The organism is Halorubrum miltondacostae (assembly GCF_041379815.1).
GTDB classification, from domain to species: Archaea; Halobacteriota; Halobacteria; order Halobacteriales; family Haloferacaceae; genus Halorubrum; species Halorubrum miltondacostae.
Genome location: NZ_JBEDNY010000008.1, coordinates 39363 through 55677 on the forward strand (window position 1 = coordinate 39363; position 16315 = coordinate 55677).

18 protein-coding genes and 1 pseudogene are annotated in these 16315 nt (G+C 70.3%); 9 read left to right on the forward strand and 10 right to left on the reverse strand.

Features of this window, described 5'->3' with window-relative positions; all coding sequences use genetic code 11:
• Positions 1-16 precede the first annotated feature (16 nt).
• The 4 genes from ABNG04_RS16640 to ABNG04_RS16655 all read right to left on the reverse strand — a co-directional run bounded on the left by ABNG04_RS16640 (position 17) and on the right by ABNG04_RS16655 (position 3496).
• Positions 17-1138 (reverse strand): pyridoxal phosphate-dependent aminotransferase, encoded by a 1122-nt coding sequence (locus ABNG04_RS16640; RefSeq protein ID WP_371163491.1) that lies wholly within the window; start codon positions 1136-1138, stop codon positions 17-19.
• Positions 1139-1231: 93 nt separating this feature from the next.
• Positions 1232-2251 (reverse strand): transcriptional regulator TbsP domain-containing protein, encoded by a 1020-nt coding sequence (locus ABNG04_RS16645; protein WP_371163492.1) that lies wholly within the window; start codon positions 2249-2251, stop codon positions 1232-1234.
• A gap of 100 nt (positions 2252-2351) precedes the next feature.
• Entirely contained in the window at positions 2352-3092 is a 741-nt protein-coding gene (locus tag ABNG04_RS16650) for a methyltransferase domain-containing protein (RefSeq protein WP_371163493.1), read from the reverse strand.
• Positions 3089-3496, reverse strand: a complete 408-nt coding sequence (locus tag ABNG04_RS16655) for a nascent polypeptide-associated complex protein (protein ID WP_371163494.1) — start codon at positions 3494-3496, stop codon at positions 3089-3091. The genes ABNG04_RS16650 and ABNG04_RS16655 overlap by 4 nt, the downstream gene beginning before the upstream one ends.
• Positions 3497-3638: 142 nt before the next feature.
• Between ABNG04_RS16655 and ABNG04_RS16660 the strand changes: the two genes are divergently transcribed.
• Complete coding sequence (locus tag ABNG04_RS16660) at positions 3639-4430, forward strand: creatininase family protein (protein WP_371163495.1); 792 nt, start codon at positions 3639-3641, stop codon at positions 4428-4430.
• Here the strand turns inward: ABNG04_RS16660 and ABNG04_RS16665 are convergent.
• Together ABNG04_RS16665 and ABNG04_RS16670 are read right to left on the reverse strand one after the other, a co-directional pair.
• Positions 4427-5170 (reverse strand): 6-hydroxymethylpterin diphosphokinase MptE-like protein, encoded by a 744-nt coding sequence (locus ABNG04_RS16665; RefSeq protein WP_371163583.1) that lies wholly within the window; start codon positions 5168-5170, stop codon positions 4427-4429. The two genes, ABNG04_RS16660 and ABNG04_RS16665, sit on opposite strands and share 4 nt — an antisense overlap.
• Positions 5171-5332: 162 nt before the next feature.
• Positions 5333-6571: a dihydropteroate synthase gene (locus ABNG04_RS16670; protein ID WP_371163496.1), complete on the reverse strand. Its 1239-nt coding sequence runs from the start codon at positions 6569-6571 to the stop codon at positions 5333-5335.
• Positions 6572-6726: 155 nt separating this feature from the next.
• On the opposite strand from ABNG04_RS16670, the pseudogene ABNG04_RS16675 reads away from it, so the two are divergent.
• A pseudogene (locus ABNG04_RS16675) lies at positions 6727-7155 on the forward strand (desampylase).
• 34 nt (positions 7156-7189) lie between these two features.
• Here ABNG04_RS16675 and ABNG04_RS16680 read toward each other — a convergent pair.
• Positions 7190-7783 carry a DUF192 domain-containing protein gene (locus ABNG04_RS16680; RefSeq protein ID WP_371163497.1) on the reverse strand — a complete coding sequence of 198 codons (594 nt, stop codon included), beginning with the start codon at positions 7781-7783 and terminating at the stop codon, positions 7190-7192.
• Between the two features lie 131 nt (positions 7784-7914).
• On the opposite strand from ABNG04_RS16680, the gene ABNG04_RS16685 reads away from it, so the two are divergent.
• From ABNG04_RS16685 to ABNG04_RS16710, 6 genes are read left to right on the forward strand one after another with little or no spacing between them, the layout of a single operon-like run.
• Positions 7915-8313, forward strand: a complete 399-nt coding sequence (locus tag ABNG04_RS16685; RefSeq protein ID WP_371163498.1) for a hypothetical protein — start codon at positions 7915-7917, stop codon at positions 8311-8313.
• A complete protein-coding gene (locus tag ABNG04_RS16690; RefSeq protein ID WP_371163499.1) occupies positions 8310-8747 on the forward strand; it encodes a hypothetical protein in 438 nt (145 codons plus the stop codon). Before ABNG04_RS16685 ends, ABNG04_RS16690 begins: the two co-directional genes overlap by 4 nt.
• An 8-nt stretch (positions 8748-8755) precedes the next feature.
• Entirely contained in the window at positions 8756-9343 is a 588-nt protein-coding gene (locus tag ABNG04_RS16695; protein ID WP_371163500.1) for a DUF8114 family protein, read from the forward strand.
• Positions 9340-10224, forward strand: a complete 885-nt coding sequence (locus tag ABNG04_RS16700) for an RNA methyltransferase (RefSeq protein WP_371163501.1) — start codon at positions 9340-9342, stop codon at positions 10222-10224. The genes ABNG04_RS16695 and ABNG04_RS16700 overlap by 4 nt, the downstream gene beginning before the upstream one ends.
• A gap of 1 nt (position 10225) precedes the next feature.
• Positions 10226-10915 carry an AzlC family ABC transporter permease gene (locus ABNG04_RS16705; RefSeq protein WP_371163502.1) on the forward strand — a complete coding sequence of 230 codons (690 nt, stop codon included), beginning with the start codon at positions 10226-10228 and terminating at the stop codon, positions 10913-10915.
• Positions 10912-11268, forward strand: coding sequence for a branched-chain amino acid transport AzlD family protein (locus ABNG04_RS16710; RefSeq protein WP_371163503.1), 357 nt, complete (start codon positions 10912-10914; stop codon positions 11266-11268). The genes ABNG04_RS16705 and ABNG04_RS16710 overlap by 4 nt, the downstream gene beginning before the upstream one ends.
• A 33-nt stretch (positions 11269-11301) precedes the next feature.
• On the opposite strand, the gene ABNG04_RS16715 is transcribed toward ABNG04_RS16710, so the two are convergent.
• Both ABNG04_RS16715 and ABNG04_RS16720 read right to left on the reverse strand, forming a co-directional pair.
• Positions 11302-11634, reverse strand: coding sequence for a DUF8066 domain-containing protein (locus tag ABNG04_RS16715; RefSeq protein ID WP_371163504.1), 333 nt, complete (start codon positions 11632-11634; stop codon positions 11302-11304).
• Between the two features lie 99 nt (positions 11635-11733).
• On the reverse strand, positions 11734-13665 hold the full coding sequence (locus ABNG04_RS16720) for an aldehyde ferredoxin oxidoreductase family protein (RefSeq protein WP_371163584.1): 1932 nt from the start codon (positions 13663-13665) through the stop codon (positions 11734-11736).
• Between the two features lie 182 nt (positions 13666-13847).
• On the opposite strand from ABNG04_RS16720, the gene ABNG04_RS16725 reads away from it, so the two are divergent.
• Entirely contained in the window at positions 13848-14315 is a 468-nt protein-coding gene (locus ABNG04_RS16725) for a VanZ family protein (RefSeq protein WP_371163505.1), read from the forward strand.
• 21 nt (positions 14316-14336) lie between these two features.
• Here ABNG04_RS16725 and ABNG04_RS16730 read toward each other — a convergent pair whose 3' ends face one another.
• Positions 14337-16256 carry a bifunctional metallophosphatase/5'-nucleotidase gene (locus ABNG04_RS16730; RefSeq protein WP_371163506.1) on the reverse strand — a complete coding sequence of 640 codons (1920 nt, stop codon included), beginning with the start codon at positions 16254-16256 and terminating at the stop codon, positions 14337-14339.
• Positions 16257-16315: the final 59 nt, after the last annotated feature.

Here is a 16315-nt window from a genome sequence, read left to right on the forward strand (position 1 = left end):
CCCGGAGGCCGGAGCGTCAGCGCGCCGCCTCGTACGCCTCGGCCATCACGTCGAGCGCCTCGCGGAGTTGCGTCTCGTCGGTCGCGTAGGAGACCCGCGCGTGGCCGGCGCCGTTCTCGCCGAACGCCTCGCCGGGGACGACGACGACGCCGCGGTCAATACACTCGTCGACGAACCCGTCGGGGACCCGGGGCATCGCGTAGAACGCGCCCTGCGGCGTCGGGCAGTCGAGGCCGATCTCCGCGAACCCCTCCAGCACGATGTCGCGGCGACGCTCGAAGGAGGCGGTCATCTCGTCGACCACGCCGCGGTCGCCCCGCAGCGCGGCCTCGGCGGCGTACTGGGCCGGCGCGGAGGCGCACGCCTGCGCGTACTGGTGGACGCGCAGCATGCGCTCGACGCGGTCCGCGGAGCCGTACACCCAGCCGAGCCGCCAGCCGGTCATCGAGAACAGCTTCGACGCGGAGTTGACGACCACGACGTTGTCCGTCTCGGCGAACTCGATCGGCGAGCGGTGGTCGCCGTCGAACACTGTGTACTCGTACACCTCGTCGGAGATACAGAGCACGTCGTGCTCGTCGGCGATTCGGGCGAACTCGCGGACATCTGCCTCGGAGGAGACCGCGCCGGTGGGGTTGCCGGGCGAGTTGACGACGAAGGCGGCGGTGTCGTCGGTGATGGCGTCCTCGATCGCGGCCGGGTCGATGGTGAGGTCGTCACGGAGCGGCACGGGGACCGGCTCGCCGCCGGCCAGCTTCGTCAGCGCGTCGTAGGAGACGAACCCCGGGTCGGGGATCAGTACCTCGTCGCCCGCGTCGACGTGCGCCTCCATGGCGACGTGGAGCGCCTCGCTGCCGCCGGCGGTCGCGATGACGTTGCCGGGGTCGAGGTCGATCCCCTGGTCGTCGCGGTGCTTCTCGGCGATCGCCTGGCGCAGCCCGAGGGTCCCCTTGTTCTCGGTGTAAGCGTCCGCCTTCCCGGACTCGATCGCGTCGACCGCGGCCTGGCGGGCGTGGGTCGGCGTCGGGAAGTCGGGCTGCCCGAGCCCGAGGTTGATCGCGTCGTCGCCGGCCGCCTCGAACACCTCGCGGATCCCGCTTATCGAGATCCGTTCCACCCGCTCGGAGAACGTCGTCATATCCGTTCGAGGGCGCCGCCGAGAGTTAGTTCTTGTCACGTCCGGGCAGTCCGCCGGTCGGGAGGCGACCTTGCTGCGAGCGGGTCCGCGCGATCACCACCGCCGCCGCTCCCACACCGGGCGTCGCTCCTTCCGGCTCGCCTCGCGTCGCGGGCGTCCGTCCTCGTCGGTCGGCAGCGCGAACTGCCCTTCGAGGATGCTCGGCACCTCCTCCGGTCGCGCGCGCAACAGCGCGTCGTCGACCGCGCGGAGTCGGTACATCGGTCTGCCCGGCCCCATGGGGATCTTGATCGACTCGATCAGCTCCCGGTCGACGAGGGTCCGACGGTCGTCGGTGAGCTCCTGTTCCGGCGCGATGTCGACCCCGTCGACCCCGATCCACCGGCGGAGGTCCCGGAAGAGGTGGTCGTGTCGCGCCGCGAGCGCGACGAGGAGGGTGCGGTCGGTGATGTCGGTCGTGCGGCCGAACGCGCCGGGCTCGAGCGACTCCAACAGGGTCGCCAAGTCGTCGGCGAACCGGTCGTCGAGGACCTCCCGTGCGGCCGCGAGGAGGCGGGTCCGCGAGGGCATCTCGACCGGCTCCGCCGCCGCCGCCTCGAACCGCGACCCGGCGGCCTCGCAGACCTCGTCGACTGTCTCCGGATCGTCGTCAACCGCCGTGGTCGCCAGCGAGCGGTCGCCGCGGGGGCCGACGACGGCGTCGACGCTGTTAGGGCTCGCGAGGACGGTCCCCCCCGACCCGTGGTCGAGGGATTCCCCCGTCCGGATCCGTATCTCGTCGCGTTCGATCGCCTCGGCGACCGCCGTGCCGAGGACGAGCGCGCGCGAGAGGGCGTCGACGACGCCTGGGCGACACGCGATCCACCACGGCGCTCCCGACGAGCGCTCGCGGGCCGCCAGCACCGCCGGGAGGAGCCGGAGAGGGACCCCGACGGCGACCACCGCGGCTCGGCCCGCGAGCGCGGCCTCGACCGTCTCCGCGAGCGGGTCGTCGCCGCGGGGGAGGACGTCCGCGACCTCGGGGCCAGCCTCGACACCGCTGGGATCGGGAACGGAGCCGCGGTCGCCCTCGCCGTCCGCGGCAGTGTCGTTCTCGACCTCGTCGTCGGACACACCGTCGACAACCGGCGCGACCCGAAAGAGCGTTGCGCCGCTCAGGGACGATGGCTATCGAGCGAACGGCGCGGAGCCGGGAGAGCGGCGCGCGGTCGTCTCAGGGGGCGCGCGCGAACAGTAGATAGCCGGTGTGGCCCACGCCGGCGGTGGAGGGGCGGGAGCCGCGGTCGGAGAAGTCCATCTCGCGCTGGATCGTCTCCAGCGTCTCGATCTCGGAGAGCCCCGCCTCGCGGGCGGCGAGGGCCGCCTCGCGGGTCCCCTCGACGAACGGCGAGTAAACGGCGAGGTGGCCGCCGGACGCGAGCAGGTCGTCCGCCCGTTCGACGACCGCCGGGGCGTCGCCGGTGTCGAGCGTGAGGATGTCGAACGGTCCCTCGTCGGCGAGCGAGTCCAGCGACTCCGTGAGGTCGCCGGTCCGGACGTCGACCCGGTCGGCGACGCCGGCCGTCACCATGTTCTCGCGGGCCACGTCCGCGAACTCGTCGTCGACCTCGTAGGAGGTGACATCGGCGCCGACCCGGCCGAGGTACGCCGCGAGGATCCCGGTTCCGGTACCGGCGTCGAGGACGCGGTCGCCGCCGGACGCGCCGGTGTGGCCCATCACGAGCCCCACGTCGCGGGGCATCATCGGCGCGCCGGTGCGGTCGAGGTGGTTGAACAGGTCGGGCCCGCGGAGCGCGCGGACCTCGAAGACGGTGCCGAGGTGCGTCTCGACCTCATCGCCGGCCGAGACGTCCTCGGGGACCTCGATGACGCCGAGGTCGGTCCCGAACTCCTCGCCCGGCTCCAGCAGGTACTCGCGGTCCTCGTGGACGAGCAGGTACGCGGCGTCCGTCACTGCAGGTCCGCGATCGCCCGCGCCGGCTCCCCGTTGGCCGCCTCCAGCGCCTCGCGGGCCTCGTCCTTCGAGACGCCCGCTTGCTGAGCGACCAGCTTGACGTCCTCTTCCGGGATCCCCTCGTCGTCGCCGTCGTCGTCGGCTTCGATCGCGCTCGCGTCCGCATCGCCCTCGACCGCGGTCGCGCCGCCCGCGTCGGCCACCGCGTCGGGCGAGCCGACGATCTGGTAGGTCTCTTGTCCCTGGGCGTCCATCTTGGTGACCTGCGCGCCGTCGAAGACGAGGTCGTCGCCGTCGGCCGTCTCGATGACGACCCGCTCGGCGTCGAGCTCCTCGACGTCGATCCCCATCTGTTTCATCATCTGTTTCATCTTCCGCGGATTCATGCCGCCGCCTCCAAACATGCCCGAACGTTCGGCCGGACGATACAAAAAGGGTGTCGACACGGGGCGAGACCCCGCCGCTCGGGGCACACCGCTCCCGGAGGGTGGCGGCGAACCCGACCGCGACGGCGGGGTTGATACGTGTCGCGCGCGAGGCGGCGGTATGTACCTCGCGGACCACACCTGGCCGGAGCTCGGCGACGCGCTGTCCGACGGCTCCGTCGCGCTCGTCCCGCTCGGCTCGACCGAACAGCACGGCCCGCACCTCCCGCTCGCGACCGACCACCTGATCGCCGAGGGGCTGGCGACGGCGGCCGCGGAGCGCTCCGACGCGTTCCGGACGCCGACGATCAACGTCGGCGTCAGCCCGCACCACCGCCAGTTCCCGGGGACGATGTGGGTCGACCCGCCGGAGTTCCGCGACTACGTCGAGTCGTTCACCCGGAACCTCGCGTACCACGGGATCGACCGCGTCGTGTTCGTGAACGCCCACGGCGGCAACGTCCAGCACCTCCGAGAGGTCGGCCGACGGCTCCACGAGGACGAGGTCGCCTACGCCGTCGAGTGGATGTGGGACGAGTCGATCCCGGAGCTGGTCGATGACCTCTTCGAGCGCAACGGCCCCCACGCGGGCCCCAAGGAGACGGCGATGGTCACCCACCTCGCGCCCGACCTCGTCCGCGAGGACCGGCTGGAGGACGCCCGCGACGGCGGGCTCGTCGACCTCGCGGAGTCGGACGCGGTCGTCCACGGCGCCCGGACGTTCTACGACGCGATCGACAACTCGCCGAACGGCGCGTTCGGCGACCCCACCGACGTGACGCCGGAGAAGGCGGAGCGCCTGTTCGAGGCGGCCACGGATCAGCTCGTCCAGCTGGCCGAGTGGATCGGCGACCGCGACGCGGACGAGCTGTTCCCCGAGCCGCGGATCGAGGGCGAAGAGGCGATCCGCTAACCGTCGGTTGAACCGCCTTCGGGCCCGCTCTCGCCGACGAGGTCGTCGCCGAGTATCTCTTCGAGCGCGGCGTCGGCCGCCTCGCGTCGGCCGTCTAAGACGGCGAAGCGCTCGCCGCGGCGGCGTTCGAGCCAGCGCAGCAGGTGGGCCGCCCAGTCGAGCTTCCGCGCCTTCATCGGGTCGACCTCGGGGTCATCGAACTCCCAGCCGGGGAAGACGAGTTCGCCGGCCCCCACGTGGTCGGCGAGGAAGGCCGCGCGGTCGCCGTCGGTGAACCCGCCGGTGTTCCGGACCGGCCCGGCGGGGGCCGCCTGCGTCGTCGGGAGCGTCCACTCGTCGGCGAAGCGCGGGAGCCACTCGCGGACCGCGGAGAGGTTGTCGCCGTGGGCGTGCGCGGCGACGGGGGTCCCTTCTCGGGTCAGCCCCGCCGCGGTCTCCGGGTTCTTGTCGAGGTCGGTCACCATACAGTCGACGGCGACGCCGCGGTCGGCGAGCACGTCCGCCGCCGTCGAGGCGGCGACGACGACGTCGGCGTCGCGAGCGAGGGCCGCGTCGTCGGCGAGGCTGGGGGCCGCGCCCGCGACGGCGACCGTCTTTCCCTCCCAGTCGCCGAAGCGGTCGAGCGGGAACGGCGTCGCGAGGTCGGCGGCGACGTCGCGGACGCGCTCGTCTGCGTCGCGGCCGAAGCCGAAGTCGTCGAGGATCGCCTCGTACACCGGCTCGAAGGTGTCGAAGTTCACGAGGAGGTCACGCTCGGAGGTCCAGCCGGGCTCGCCGCGGAGCGGCGCCGCCGCTCGCCAGTCGATAGATGGTATGGGCCGGAGTGGCACAGAGTACCCCTACCCGCGTGCCCCTCCGGCGTCCGGTCGATCGGTTGTCTACACGAGGGCATAAACTTTCTCTTAACTCACGTGTCGGTCGATCTCGTCGAGCACAGCGTCGAGCGGGTCCGAGACGCCGGATACCGCCTCTCGAACCGAATCGATGGCCGCGGGCGTGCCGACGAGGAGCCCGCAGTCGTCGCCTGCGGCCTCGTCGCCGCCGTCCGTCGCCGAGTGAGGCGTCGCCACCGCCGCGCGGTTCGAGTCGCCGAGCGCGAACGCCGCCCCGGTCGCGTCGCCGCCGACGGTCGCGGCGCGCAGCGCACCGATCGCTGCCTCGTCGAGGCCGGAGAGTTCGAAGGTGCGGACCACAGCGCTGTCGGCGACCGCGTTGCTCCCCTGGGTCGCGCCCGCAGCGCCGATCCGGTCGAGGTGCCGCTCGGTCTCGCGGACCGTCGTCACGTCGAGTTCCTCGACCGTGACGGCGTCGTCCCCGCGTCCGGAATAGCGGTCGCGCGCGAACTCCGCGCCGATGAGGGCGGCGTCGCGCGTCTCGGCCACGTCGTGGGTGCGGATCACGTGCGCGCCGCGCTCGACCGCCATCGACGTCGCGGCGAGCGAGACCGGGAGCGCCTCCTCGGTGCTGCGCCCTGCGACCGTCCGGAGGAAGCTCTTGCGGTTGATCGAGACGAGGAGCGGCCGGCCGTACCCCCGGAACTCGCGGAGGCGGTGGAACGTCTCGCGGTCGTCGTCGTGGGTCTTGGCCGCGGACCAGCCGCCGAACGCAGGATCGAGGATCGTCTTGTCGGTGAAGCCGTTCATCGAGAGCGCCTCGTAGATGTCGTCGACGTCCTCAATCGCGCCAGGTCGTTCGAGGTCCGGCGGCGAGGCCATCTTCGACACCGCCACGTCGTGTTCGCGGCAGACGCAGGGCATCTCGGGGTCGGCGAACCCGCAGATGTCGTTGACCATGTCGAAGCCGCGCGAAATGGCCTCGTCGGCCACCTCGTGGTAGCGCGTCTCGATCGACCAGACGGCGTCGCCGGAGGTCGACTCGAGCGTCTCGATCGCGGTGTCGAGCCGGTCGAGCTCCTGCTCGGCGGAGAGCACGTCGAGGTCCTTGTTGGCCGATTCCAGCCCGACGTCGACGATGTCGGCTCCCTCGCCGATCAGCTCCTCGTCGACGTACGCCGCGGCCTCGCCGGGGTCGTCGTACACGCTAGGGTCGTACGGCGACTCCTCCGAGACGTTGAGCACGCCCATGATCCTGGGCGGGTGGTCGTCGCCGATCCCGAGCCCCGCGGCGTCCACGTTTCGCATACGATCACCACGGGCGCGAGCGATATAAACGGGACGAGTACCCGACGCGCTCGCCGGAGAACTGACGGCGAGCGCTGTCGCCACGTGGCCACCGGAGTCAGTTCCTCCTCGTCGGGCGGGCGGCACTTATCACCGAGACGCCCGTCTTCGCGAGCATGATAGCGCTGTCGCGGGAGGCGTACGACGACATCGTCCGCCACGCGTACGAGGGCGGCGAGGCGGAGGTCTGCGGCGTGCTCGCCGGGAGTCGCGGTGAATCCGGCGAACCAGCCGTCGTCAGTGACGCGCGCCGGGCGGAAAACGTCGCCGACAGGCCCCAGATCCGCTATCGAATCGACCCCGAGGAACAACTCGAGCTCATCGAGGCGATCGAGGGCGACGGGCTCGACGTGGTCGGCTTCTACCACTCGCACCCGGCGGGTCCGCCGCGGCCGAGCGAGACCGACGCCGCGCGGGCGACCTAGCCCGACCGCTCGTACGTGATCTGCGCGCTCGACGGCTACCCGTTCGTCGGGTCCTGGCGCTGGCGAGGTGACGAGTCGGGCTTCGATCGAGAGACCGTCTCGGTACGATCCGAGCGGTGACGCCGCCGGGCGGCCGACACCTCGCGGGGTCAGCTCAGCGATCGAAGCGCAGCGAGTCGCCGACGGCGACGCCGTGGCGGTCGGTCCACTCGTAGGGGACCTCCAGCACGTACTGGCCGGAACCGGGGTACCGCTGCGCTTCGCCGTCCTCGTTCGGCCCCGGTTCGGGCGCGTTGTGGATCCGGGTGATCTGCCGGTCGCCGTCGACGTAGACGATGTCGATGCCGAAGCTCATCCGGCGCATCACGTAGGTGAGCGAGTCCCGCGGCGCGTCGTAGACGAACAGCATGCCGCCGTCGTCGGGCAACGACTCGGCGTCGCTGAGCCCGAGCAGACGCTTGTCTCCGGTGTCGGCGACCGCCGCGGTGACGGAGCCGCGCGCCTCGCCGCCCGGGCTCTCGACGGTCACGGTCGTCGTCTCGTAGTCCGCGTACGTCCCGCTCGGCCACTCGACGTCGTCGGTTCCGTCTTCCCCCGAGTCGCCGCCGCCCCCCGAGTCGTCGCCTCCGCCGTCGCCGCCACCGGTATCCCCGTCGCTCGCTCCGGGCACGCCGTCGCCCCCGAGACAGCCAGCCGCGGCGCCCGCGGTCGCGGCCGCGGTCAGTCCGAGGAGTCGCCGCCGTCTCATAGCCGTCACCAAGCCGGCCGGGGATATAAGCGGCCGCGTCGCCCGCGTCGGGAGCGCGCTCGGAACTGCGGGGCTGCGGTCGGCGCGGCACGGTCCGAGGAGATTATGTTCGCCGACGAACAGTCGTCGGCATGACCAGTAAAAGTACCCGAAGGTCGCGTGGAGGGACACCAGACAACGCGAGCGTTCTCGGTGGCACGGCGATCGTCTTCGGGGCGGCGGTCTCGCTGTCCGGTCTCCTGTTGTATCAGGCGTCCGCGAGCGGTGGAAGCCACATCGCCGCGGTCGGTCTCCTGTTCGTGTTCGCCGGCGTCTTCGCGGTCGACCGAGTCGGTGGCCGGACCGGGCTCTCAGCGGGGACGCGCCGCCGCGTGGCACTCGGCCTCGCGGCGCTCGCGGCGGCGCTGGGTCTCGCGTTCTTCGCCGTGGACTACCCCGGCTTCTCGGCAGCAGTCGCCGTCGCGTCACCGTCGCGCTATCAAGGCTCCGACAAATGCTATCGGCCCGGGCAAACCCAGTCCGCGGTATGAACCTCCCGTCCCTCCCGCAGCCCGGTCGTCGAGCCGCCATCGGCACCGAGACCGCGCTCGGCCTCGCGGCGCTCGTCGGCGGCGCGGCGGTCGCGCTGTACGGGCTCCTGCTGCTGCCGGCCTCCCTCCTCGGCGGGGCGCACGTCGTCGCGATCGGGCTCTCACTCGCGGCCGCCGGCGCGTTCTCGACGGATCCCGTCGGGGACCGTCTCGGGCTCTCGGCCGCGCGTCGCTGTCGGCTGGCCCTCGGTTCGGCGCGCTCGCACTGCTGCTCGCCGTCGCCTTCGTCGTCGTCAACTACGCGAGTTTCTCTGGTCCGATCGAGGCGTCGGGAACCGATTCGGCGACGACCGCGCTTGGCATCCGAGTCGCTGACGCGCCGTAGCGACCCCTCGTTCCGGGAAGGACGCGCTTTTATCGCCGCCGGAGCGTAGCGTGGGACATGGCGAAAGTGAGCATCGGCCTCCGCGGGTGGCGCTTCGAGGAGGACGAGATATTCACCGACGACGAGGAGCTGAAGCCCCTCGACGAGATCCCGGAGGACCCGCGAGAGCGGCTCCTGCGGCTCGTCAAGCTCGTCGAGGAGCCCTGCGACGTCTGCTACCTCGACTACGGCGAAGCGGAGGTCCACCGGTGTAAGGAGGCGGAGATCGTCTACGGCGAACCCGAGGGAGAGGTGCTGCTCTGCCCCGAACACGAGCGCGACTTGCTCTACTGGTTCCGGGAGGCGGGCGGCAGCGAGCACAAGGGGTCCGTCGAGTTCGCCGACCGCTTCCACGAGTGGGTCGCCGCCGGCAACGAGGCGCCGGAGGGGTACGGCTCGGTCGAGCACGTCGAGGAGGACCCCGACGGACTCCCGGACCTCCCCGACCAGCAGGAGGTCCAAGAGCGGCTCGAAGAGGACTTCGAGGGCGACCGGATCGACATCCTCGAACTCGCCGGGCAGGAGCGGTCCGACGAGGAACTGACCGAGGAGGAGGTCGCCGACTCCGACCTCGACCTCTCGACCGACTACCCGTCGGACCGATGAGCGACGAGGAGGCGGCGGGGGACGGTGGAGAGTCCGTAGACGACGCAGAGCCGAACCCGGCCGACGGCGCGGAGCCGAACCCGGCCGACGACGCGGAGCCAGCCCGGTCGCGGCGGAAGCCCGTTGTCGTGGTCGTCGAGCCGGAGACGCCGGGTAACGTCGGCACCATCGCCCGGGCGATGAAGAACTTCGGGCTCACGGACCTCAAGCTCGTGAACCCGCCGGAGATCGCGGAGGGCGGCGAGGCGTACGGCTTCGCCGGCCACGCGCGAGAGGACGTGCTGCCGAACGCCGACGAGGTGAGCTTCGACGAGGTCGTCGCGAACTACCACACCGTCGGCACCACCGCGATCACCGGCGAGGACGACCGGAGCCACGAGCGCTACCCGTTCAAGACGCCCGTCGAGCTGCGCGAATCGCTGAAGACGGTCGACGCGCCCACCGCCATCGTCTTCGGCCGCGAGGGGCGCGGCCTCAACAACGAGGAGCTCTCGCGGCTCGACGAGGTGTGTTCGATCCCCGCCGACGAGGAGTACCCCGTCCTCAACCTCGGGCAGGCCGCGACGGTGCTGCTGTACGAGCTGCGCGACCTCACGGTCAACGAGACGCAGCAGCCCGACACCGAGGTCACCCGCGCCCCGGAGGCGGACGTCGAGCGCTTCCACGAGTTCTACGCCGAGTTCCTCGCCGCGACCGGCCAGCGCGAGCACGTCCGCGACAAGAACGAGCTGCTGATGCGCCGGCTGCTCGGCCGCGCCCACCCCACCGAGCGCGAGATCCACACCCTGCTCGGCACGTTCCGGAAGGCGAACGCGAAGCTGGAGCACGCCGACCACCTCGCGGCGAAGTACGACGAGCCGCCGTATCCCACGGAGCGGTAGCGTGCGCGGCCCCGCCATCGACGAGGACCTCGTCGCCGGCGTGCGCGACGTCTCCCCGCTCATGCTCGGGATCGTCCCCTTCGCGCTCGTGGCCGGCATCGCCGCGGTCGACGCCGGCCTCGGCCTGGCCGAGGCGGTCGGGATGTCGGTGATCGTGTTCGCGGGCGCCTCCCAGCTGGCGGCGCTCGAACTGCTCGGCGAGAACGCGCCGCTCGCCGTCGTCGTCGGGACGGCCGTCGTCATCAATCTCCGGATGCTGATGTACTCGGCCTCCATCGCGCCGCACTTCGCCGAGTACGGTCGCCGGCTCCGCGCGGGACTCGCGTACCTCCTCACTGACCAGGCGTACGCCCTCTCAGTCGCCGAGTTCGACGAGAACCCCGACCGCAGCCGCTGGCGCTACTACCTCGGCGCGGCCGCGTCGCTGTGGGTCGTCTGGCAGGTCGGGACGGTCGCCGGCGTCGTCCTCGGCGCGGGCGTCCCCGACGCGTGGGGGCTCACCTTCGCGGTCCCGCTCGTGTTCCTCGCGCTCCTCGTCCCCGCGATGAAGGACCGGCCGACCACCGTCGCGGGTGCGGCGGGCGGCGCGGTCGCGGTCGTCGCGGCCGGCCTCCCGCTCAACCTCGGCCTTCTCATCGGAGCGCTCTCCGGGATCACCGCCGGGCTGGTGACGGAGGTGACCGGGTCGTGACGGGCGCGCTCGCGTCGGTCGTCGCCTCGCCGCGCGCCTGGATCGCCATCGTCGCGATCGGGCTTGTCACCTACGGGATCCGGCTCTCGTTCATCCACCTGTTCGGCCGGATCGACGGCGTCCCGACGCGGCTCCAGCGGCCGCTGCGGTACGTTCCGCCGGCGGTCCTCGCGGCGCTTGTGCTTCCCGACCTTGTGACGCTCGAGCCGTCCGTCGCCGCGACCCTGCTCGACGAGCGGCTCGTCGCCGGCCTCGTCGCCGGCGCGGTCGCGTGGCGAACGGAGAACGTGTTCGCCACCATCGCGACCGGGATGGTCACGCTCTGGGCGTTCCGATTCGTCGTGTTCGCGTGAGACGGGCGGGGCGGCCGGTCGGCGACGCGGTCGTCAGCGCTCGCGTTCAGTTTGTCGCTTCGTTCGGCGCTCGCGTGCCCCCGAGTCTTCGCGGTCGACGGGTCGGTCGAACCGATCGTCTCGGTCGACCTCGCGCTCGCGGGCGGCGGCGATCCGCTGGGCGGCGTCGGCGAGCGAGTCGAGCGCGGCGAACACCCGGTACGAGAGGTACGGTCCCACGGTGAGGACGAGGACGGTCCAGACGCCGAACAGTATCTGTCCGAGGATCAGCAGCGAGTAGACGAACACGAACAGGCTCACGGCGGCGAGCGAGACGCCGACGCGCGTGCGGAGGGCCTCGGAGGGCGAAAGCGGGTCGTGTGCCATACGCGGAGCTTCCGACGGAACTTACTTAAAAATAAACACGAAGCGGCGAGAGACCGCGGAGCGTGAGCGCGGTCGCCTGCGCTCGCGGCGCGTCCCCGGTCAGTCGTCGGCGGGGGCCGCGGAGTCGCCGGCGGAGACGCCGGTGCCGGGGCCAACATCGATGCCGAGGTCGGCGAGCTTCTCGTCCGGGACGACGCCGTCGACCCAGCCGCGGGTCTCGTAGTACTCGGCCTTCAGCTTGTCGAGCTCGACGAGTTCGCCCTCGCTGGCACCCGTGCCGGGGATGGCGTCCGGATGGCCCTCGATGAACCGGTTCGGCAGCGTGTCCTCCGCGCCGCCGAAGCCGGCGAGGTTGTTGTAGTAGCGCTCGAGGTTGTAGATGCGCTCGCCGGCCTCGAACAGCTCGTCCTCCGAGAGGTCCTGGCCGGTCACACCGTTGTACTGGAGCACGTACTCCTCGATCCCCTCGGCGAACGCGCTGAACTTACAGATGTCGAACGAGTCCGAAACGGCGTGGAGGTCCTGGAAGGTGGCGGTGAGTTCGCCTTTCCCCTCCCACTCGTACGGATCGACCTTCTCCGGGATCCCGAGAATCTCGGCGGCCGGCGTGTAGCCGCGCAGGTGGCACGCGCCGCGGTTCGAGGTGGCGTACGCGATCGCCATCCCCTTCATACAGCGCGGGTCGTAGGCGGCCATCGTCTGGCCCTTCACCGAGAGCTTGTTGCCGTGCGCGTCCTTCGCGTCGGCGACGCGCTCGGGACCCTCCGCGAGGAGGTCGCCGAGGTCGGACGAGCGGTGCCCGATCTCCTCGATGAGGTCGATCATCGTCTCCGAGTCGCCCCAGTCGAGGTGACCGACGCCGTCGAGTTTGCCCTCCTCGCTCATCTCCATCGCCATCGCCATCATGTTACCGGCCTCGATGGTGTCGAGCCCGAGGTCGTTGCACTGCTCTAACATGCGGGCGATCTCGTCGCGGTCGGAGTGGCCCGAGTTCGGGCCGAGCGCCCACGCGGACTCGTACTCGTACGACTCCGTGCGGACGTTCATCTCCTGGCCCTTGTGGGTGACGTTGACGTCGACCTCCTTCTTACACGCCACCGGACAGGAGTGACAGGTCGGCTCGTCGACGAGGATGTTCTCGCGGACGTTCTCGCCGGACACCTGCTCCGCCTCGATGTCGGCGCCCTCCGCGTCGTGGTACGCCTCCGTCGAGGTGTACTTCGCGTTCTTCGTCGGGAGGCCGTCCATCTCCTCGGTCGCGTTCATCAGGACGTTCGTCCCGTACATGGAGAGGCCGCCCTCGTTGGGCGCGGTCACGTCGGACTCGCGGATGACCTCCATCGCCTGCTGGTACCCCTCCTGGAACGTTTCGGGGTCGGCAGGCTTCGGCATGTTCGTGCCCGACTTCACGACGACGGCCTTCACGCTCTTCGCGCCCATGACGGCGCCGGTGCCGCCGCGGCCCGAGGCGCGGTCGTCCTCGTTGATGACGCAGCCGTAGCGCACCTCGTTCTCGCCGCCCTGCCCGATCGCCATCACGGAGACGTCACGGCCGACCTTGCCGTCGACCTCCTCGCCGATTTGGTCGATCGTGTCGTGGACGCCCTGGCCCCAGAGGTGGGAGGCGTCGCGTACCTCGACCTCGCCGTCCTCGACGAACAGGTAGACCGGCTCGTCGCTCTCTCCGTCGAGGAGGACCCCGTCGAGACCGGCCCACTTGAGCCGTGCGCCGGACCAGCCCCCGTGGTGCGAGTCGGTGACAGTCCCCGTCAGCGGGGACTTCGTCACCAGCGCGATCCGACCGCTCATCACTGTTTGGGTACCGGTGAGCGGCCCGGTCATGAACGCCAGTCGGTTCTCCGGTCCCAGCGGGTCCACGTCTGGGCCCTTGTCGAAGACGTATTTGACGCCGAGCCCGCGCGCGCCGATGTACTTCTCTGCGTCCTCGTCGTCGATCCCCTGATAGTTGACCTCCCCGCCGCCGAGATCGACCTGTGCCACACGGTCTCTGTAGCCGCCCATTTCAGTCATGTAATGCTCTATCATTATATTAGGGCCGTATCGGGTTAGTTGTTGATTCGGCTGCGTAACCGGTAGCGGTTATCGGCGCCGTCTTCCTCGCGTTGCGCGACGCTCGGTGCGCCGGCTTCGCCGCGAGAGGCGACGGCGCGTCGAAACGGGGAATTAACCCGAATCGAGACCGAGGTGGCCGCGTGAACAGCCGCGACGAGGAGGCCGGCGGACGCGGTCAAGACCCGCGCATGCGGTCGATCGACGGCAAGGACTGTCGGACGCTCACTGCGGTCGCGGGGCTCGTCTTCGCGGCGTCGGTCGTCCCGGTGCCGACCGTGCCGGGAACCGGCAGGGGGATGCTCCCCATCATTCCGGCGTGGATCGCGCTCACCGCGCCCTTTCACCTGATCGGGTACGCCGCGCTCGCCGTCTTGACGGTCCGAGCGGTCGCCGGACGGGAGCGGGCGACGGTGGGGGCCACCGCCGTCGGCGTCGCGGCCGCGACCGCGTTCGGGTTCGGCGTGGAACTCGTCCAAGCCCCGATCCCGTGGCGGTCGTTCGCGTGGAGCGACGTCGCGATCAACGCGGTCGGCGCGACGGTCGGAGCGGGACTCTTCTCGGCGTGGCGAACGGTCCGGAAAAACGGGAACCGCGATCGGTTTCGCTGAGGAAGAACGACGGCGCGGTCGTCAGCGGCCGGGCGGACCGGCGCGACCGCGACCCCGACGCCGCACCGTCGCCGCGACGTCGGCGTTCAGGCGCGACCGCTCGAAGTAAATCTGCTCAAACTCGCTCGACTCGTACTCGGCGTAGAGGTCGAGTGCGACGCCGTCACCGTCGTCGGCGTCGTCGACCGTCTCCGCAAGGTCGCCGTCGTCGACGCGGACGACTAGCGTCTCGTCGTCCTCGTCAAAGACGACCTGTTCGGCGTCGAGGTGCTCGCCGTCCGGCGTCCACACCGCGACGGTCTCGTCGGCGACCGAGTCGACATCTTCGGGCGCATCGAACTGCGTGACGACCTTCCCGTTCCCGTCGACGGTGACCGACGCGTCAGGGAGGTCGCGGTCGACGCGCTGCATGTGGCCTTCAGGCTCCGGGGCGATCGTCTCCCGTTCTTCGAGATACTTGACGACGGTCGTCGCCTGAAGCTCTCCCGTATCCTCGATCACCTTGTCTTCAATTAGGTACCCGCTCCCGCCGTTCGCGATGTAGCTGTTGACGGCGACCGCGTAGGTCTCGTCGGGGTCGAGGGGCTCGCCGCCGACGTACACGTCGCGAACCAGTTCGTCGGCGTCCTCGTGGGGGACCCACTCGAAGCGCAGGCCGCTGGTCTGCTGTGAGATCTCTTCTCCGAAGCTCTGCCCCGTTTCGCTTTCCAGCGTGATGACCTGACTCTCCAGCGTCTCGATGAGCTCCTCGCCGGTGAGCTCCAGCGTGACGACGGTGTTCGGGAACGGGAGGGTGTTGAAGATGTCCCCGCCGGTGATCTCGCCGGGCCCGTACACGGCGTTCGAACGGATACCGCCGGCGTTCGTGATCGCGACATCGGCGTCAACGCGCTCTCGCATCGCGTCGGTGATCAGGTTCCCATATCCGGTCTCGCGGTGGTAGTTCGACGAGAAACGGGCATCGAGCTCCGTCTCTGTCTCCACGACCGGGGAGTCAAGGCTCACCTCAGCCCGGTAATCGTTGATGATCTGCGACGCGGTGGGGTCCTTCTCGACGTCCTCCGTCACCTCGATCAGGTCGCCCTGCCACGAGGTTAGGCCGTCGTCGCCGACGGTGAGTTCGAGCTTGCCGAGGTAGTTTGCTCGCGCCTCCGCCTCGGTGACGATCGTCCCGCTGGTCTCGGCTGGCGGGTAGACGATCTCGTCGTCGCCGACCACGATGACGTCGATCGCGTCGTCGGTGTCGGCCTCGGCCAGCACCTCCGCGTCGGGGACGCCCGTGTGTGCGAGCGCGATGACGATGTCCACGTCCTCCTCGGTCTTGAGCCGACTCGCCTCGGCGGGCCCCGTCTCGGTGTAGTCCTCGACGGTGAGCCCCTCCTCGTCGAACGCGATGTTCGTCTTGCCGAAGGTCGCACCCTCGTCGAGGAGTCCGATGAGCCCCACGCGGACCCCGCCGCGCTCGACGATCCGCGTCGACTCGGTCCCGTCGAACGCCCCGCCGGTCTCGTCGTCGACGAGGTTCGTCGCGAGCCACGGAAACTCCGAGTGGGCTGTCACGTCGGAAATTGCGTCGAGCCCGTAGTCGAACTCGTGGTTCCCGATCACGTCGGCATCCGGCTCCACCTCGTTGAGCACCTCGACAGGAGCGCGCCACTGCGAGATGGGACTGAGGGCGTGTGGGCCCACTTGGTCGCCGCCGCCGACCACGACAACCGGACCATCGGCCGCCGCGCGCTGCTCTTCGATGAGCGTCACCAGCCGCGAGAAGTCCTTGTCCTCCGCGGCCGCCGTCTGGATGTCGTTGTAAGAAAGGAGCGTGAGCGTCGTCGATCCGTCGCCCTCTGCGGCAGTCGCCGACCCCGAGACGAGCGACCCGCCGAGTACGATTCCCCCCGCTCGCAGTACGTCACGCCGTCCGTAGTCACCGTCACGTGACATCAGTTTATTTTAGTACTAATATTTATAAATCTTTCTATAATCAATATATATTTATAAAT

Coding starts and splice junctions, on each gene's coding strand:
- ABNG04_RS16685 (WP_371163498.1), top strand. CDS start 7,915: ATGACCAGTAAAAGTACCCGAAGGTCGCGTGGAGGGACACCAGACAAC.
- ABNG04_RS16655 (WP_371163494.1), bottom strand. CDS start 3,496: ATGTTTGGAGGCGGCGGCATGAATCCGCGGAAGATGAAACAGATGATG.
- ABNG04_RS16720 (WP_371163584.1), bottom strand. CDS start 13,665: ATGACTGAAATGGGCGGCTACAGAGACCGTGTGGCACAGGTCGATCTC.
- ABNG04_RS16715 (WP_371163504.1), bottom strand. CDS start 11,634: ATGGCACACGACCCGCTTTCGCCCTCCGAGGCCCTCCGCACGCGCGTC.
- ABNG04_RS16695 (WP_371163500.1), top strand. CDS start 8,756: ATGGCGAAAGTGAGCATCGGCCTCCGCGGGTGGCGCTTCGAGGAGGAC.
- ABNG04_RS16660 (WP_371163495.1), top strand. CDS start 3,639: ATGTACCTCGCGGACCACACCTGGCCGGAGCTCGGCGACGCGCTGTCC.
- ABNG04_RS16640 (WP_371163491.1), bottom strand. CDS start 1,138: ATGACGACGTTCTCCGAGCGGGTGGAACGGATCTCGATAAGCGGGATC.
- ABNG04_RS16700 (WP_371163501.1), top strand. CDS start 9,340: ATGAGCGACGAGGAGGCGGCGGGGGACGGTGGAGAGTCCGTAGACGAC.
- ABNG04_RS16670 (WP_371163496.1), bottom strand. CDS start 6,571: ATGCGAAACGTGGACGCCGCGGGGCTCGGGATCGGCGACGACCACCCG.
- ABNG04_RS16730 (WP_371163506.1), bottom strand. CDS start 16,256: ATGTCACGTGACGGTGACTACGGACGGCGTGACGTACTGCGAGCGGGG.
- ABNG04_RS16680 (WP_371163497.1), bottom strand. CDS start 7,783: ATGAGACGGCGGCGACTCCTCGGACTGACCGCGGCCGCGACCGCGGGC.
- ABNG04_RS16690 (WP_371163499.1), top strand. CDS start 8,310: ATGAACCTCCCGTCCCTCCCGCAGCCCGGTCGTCGAGCCGCCATCGGC.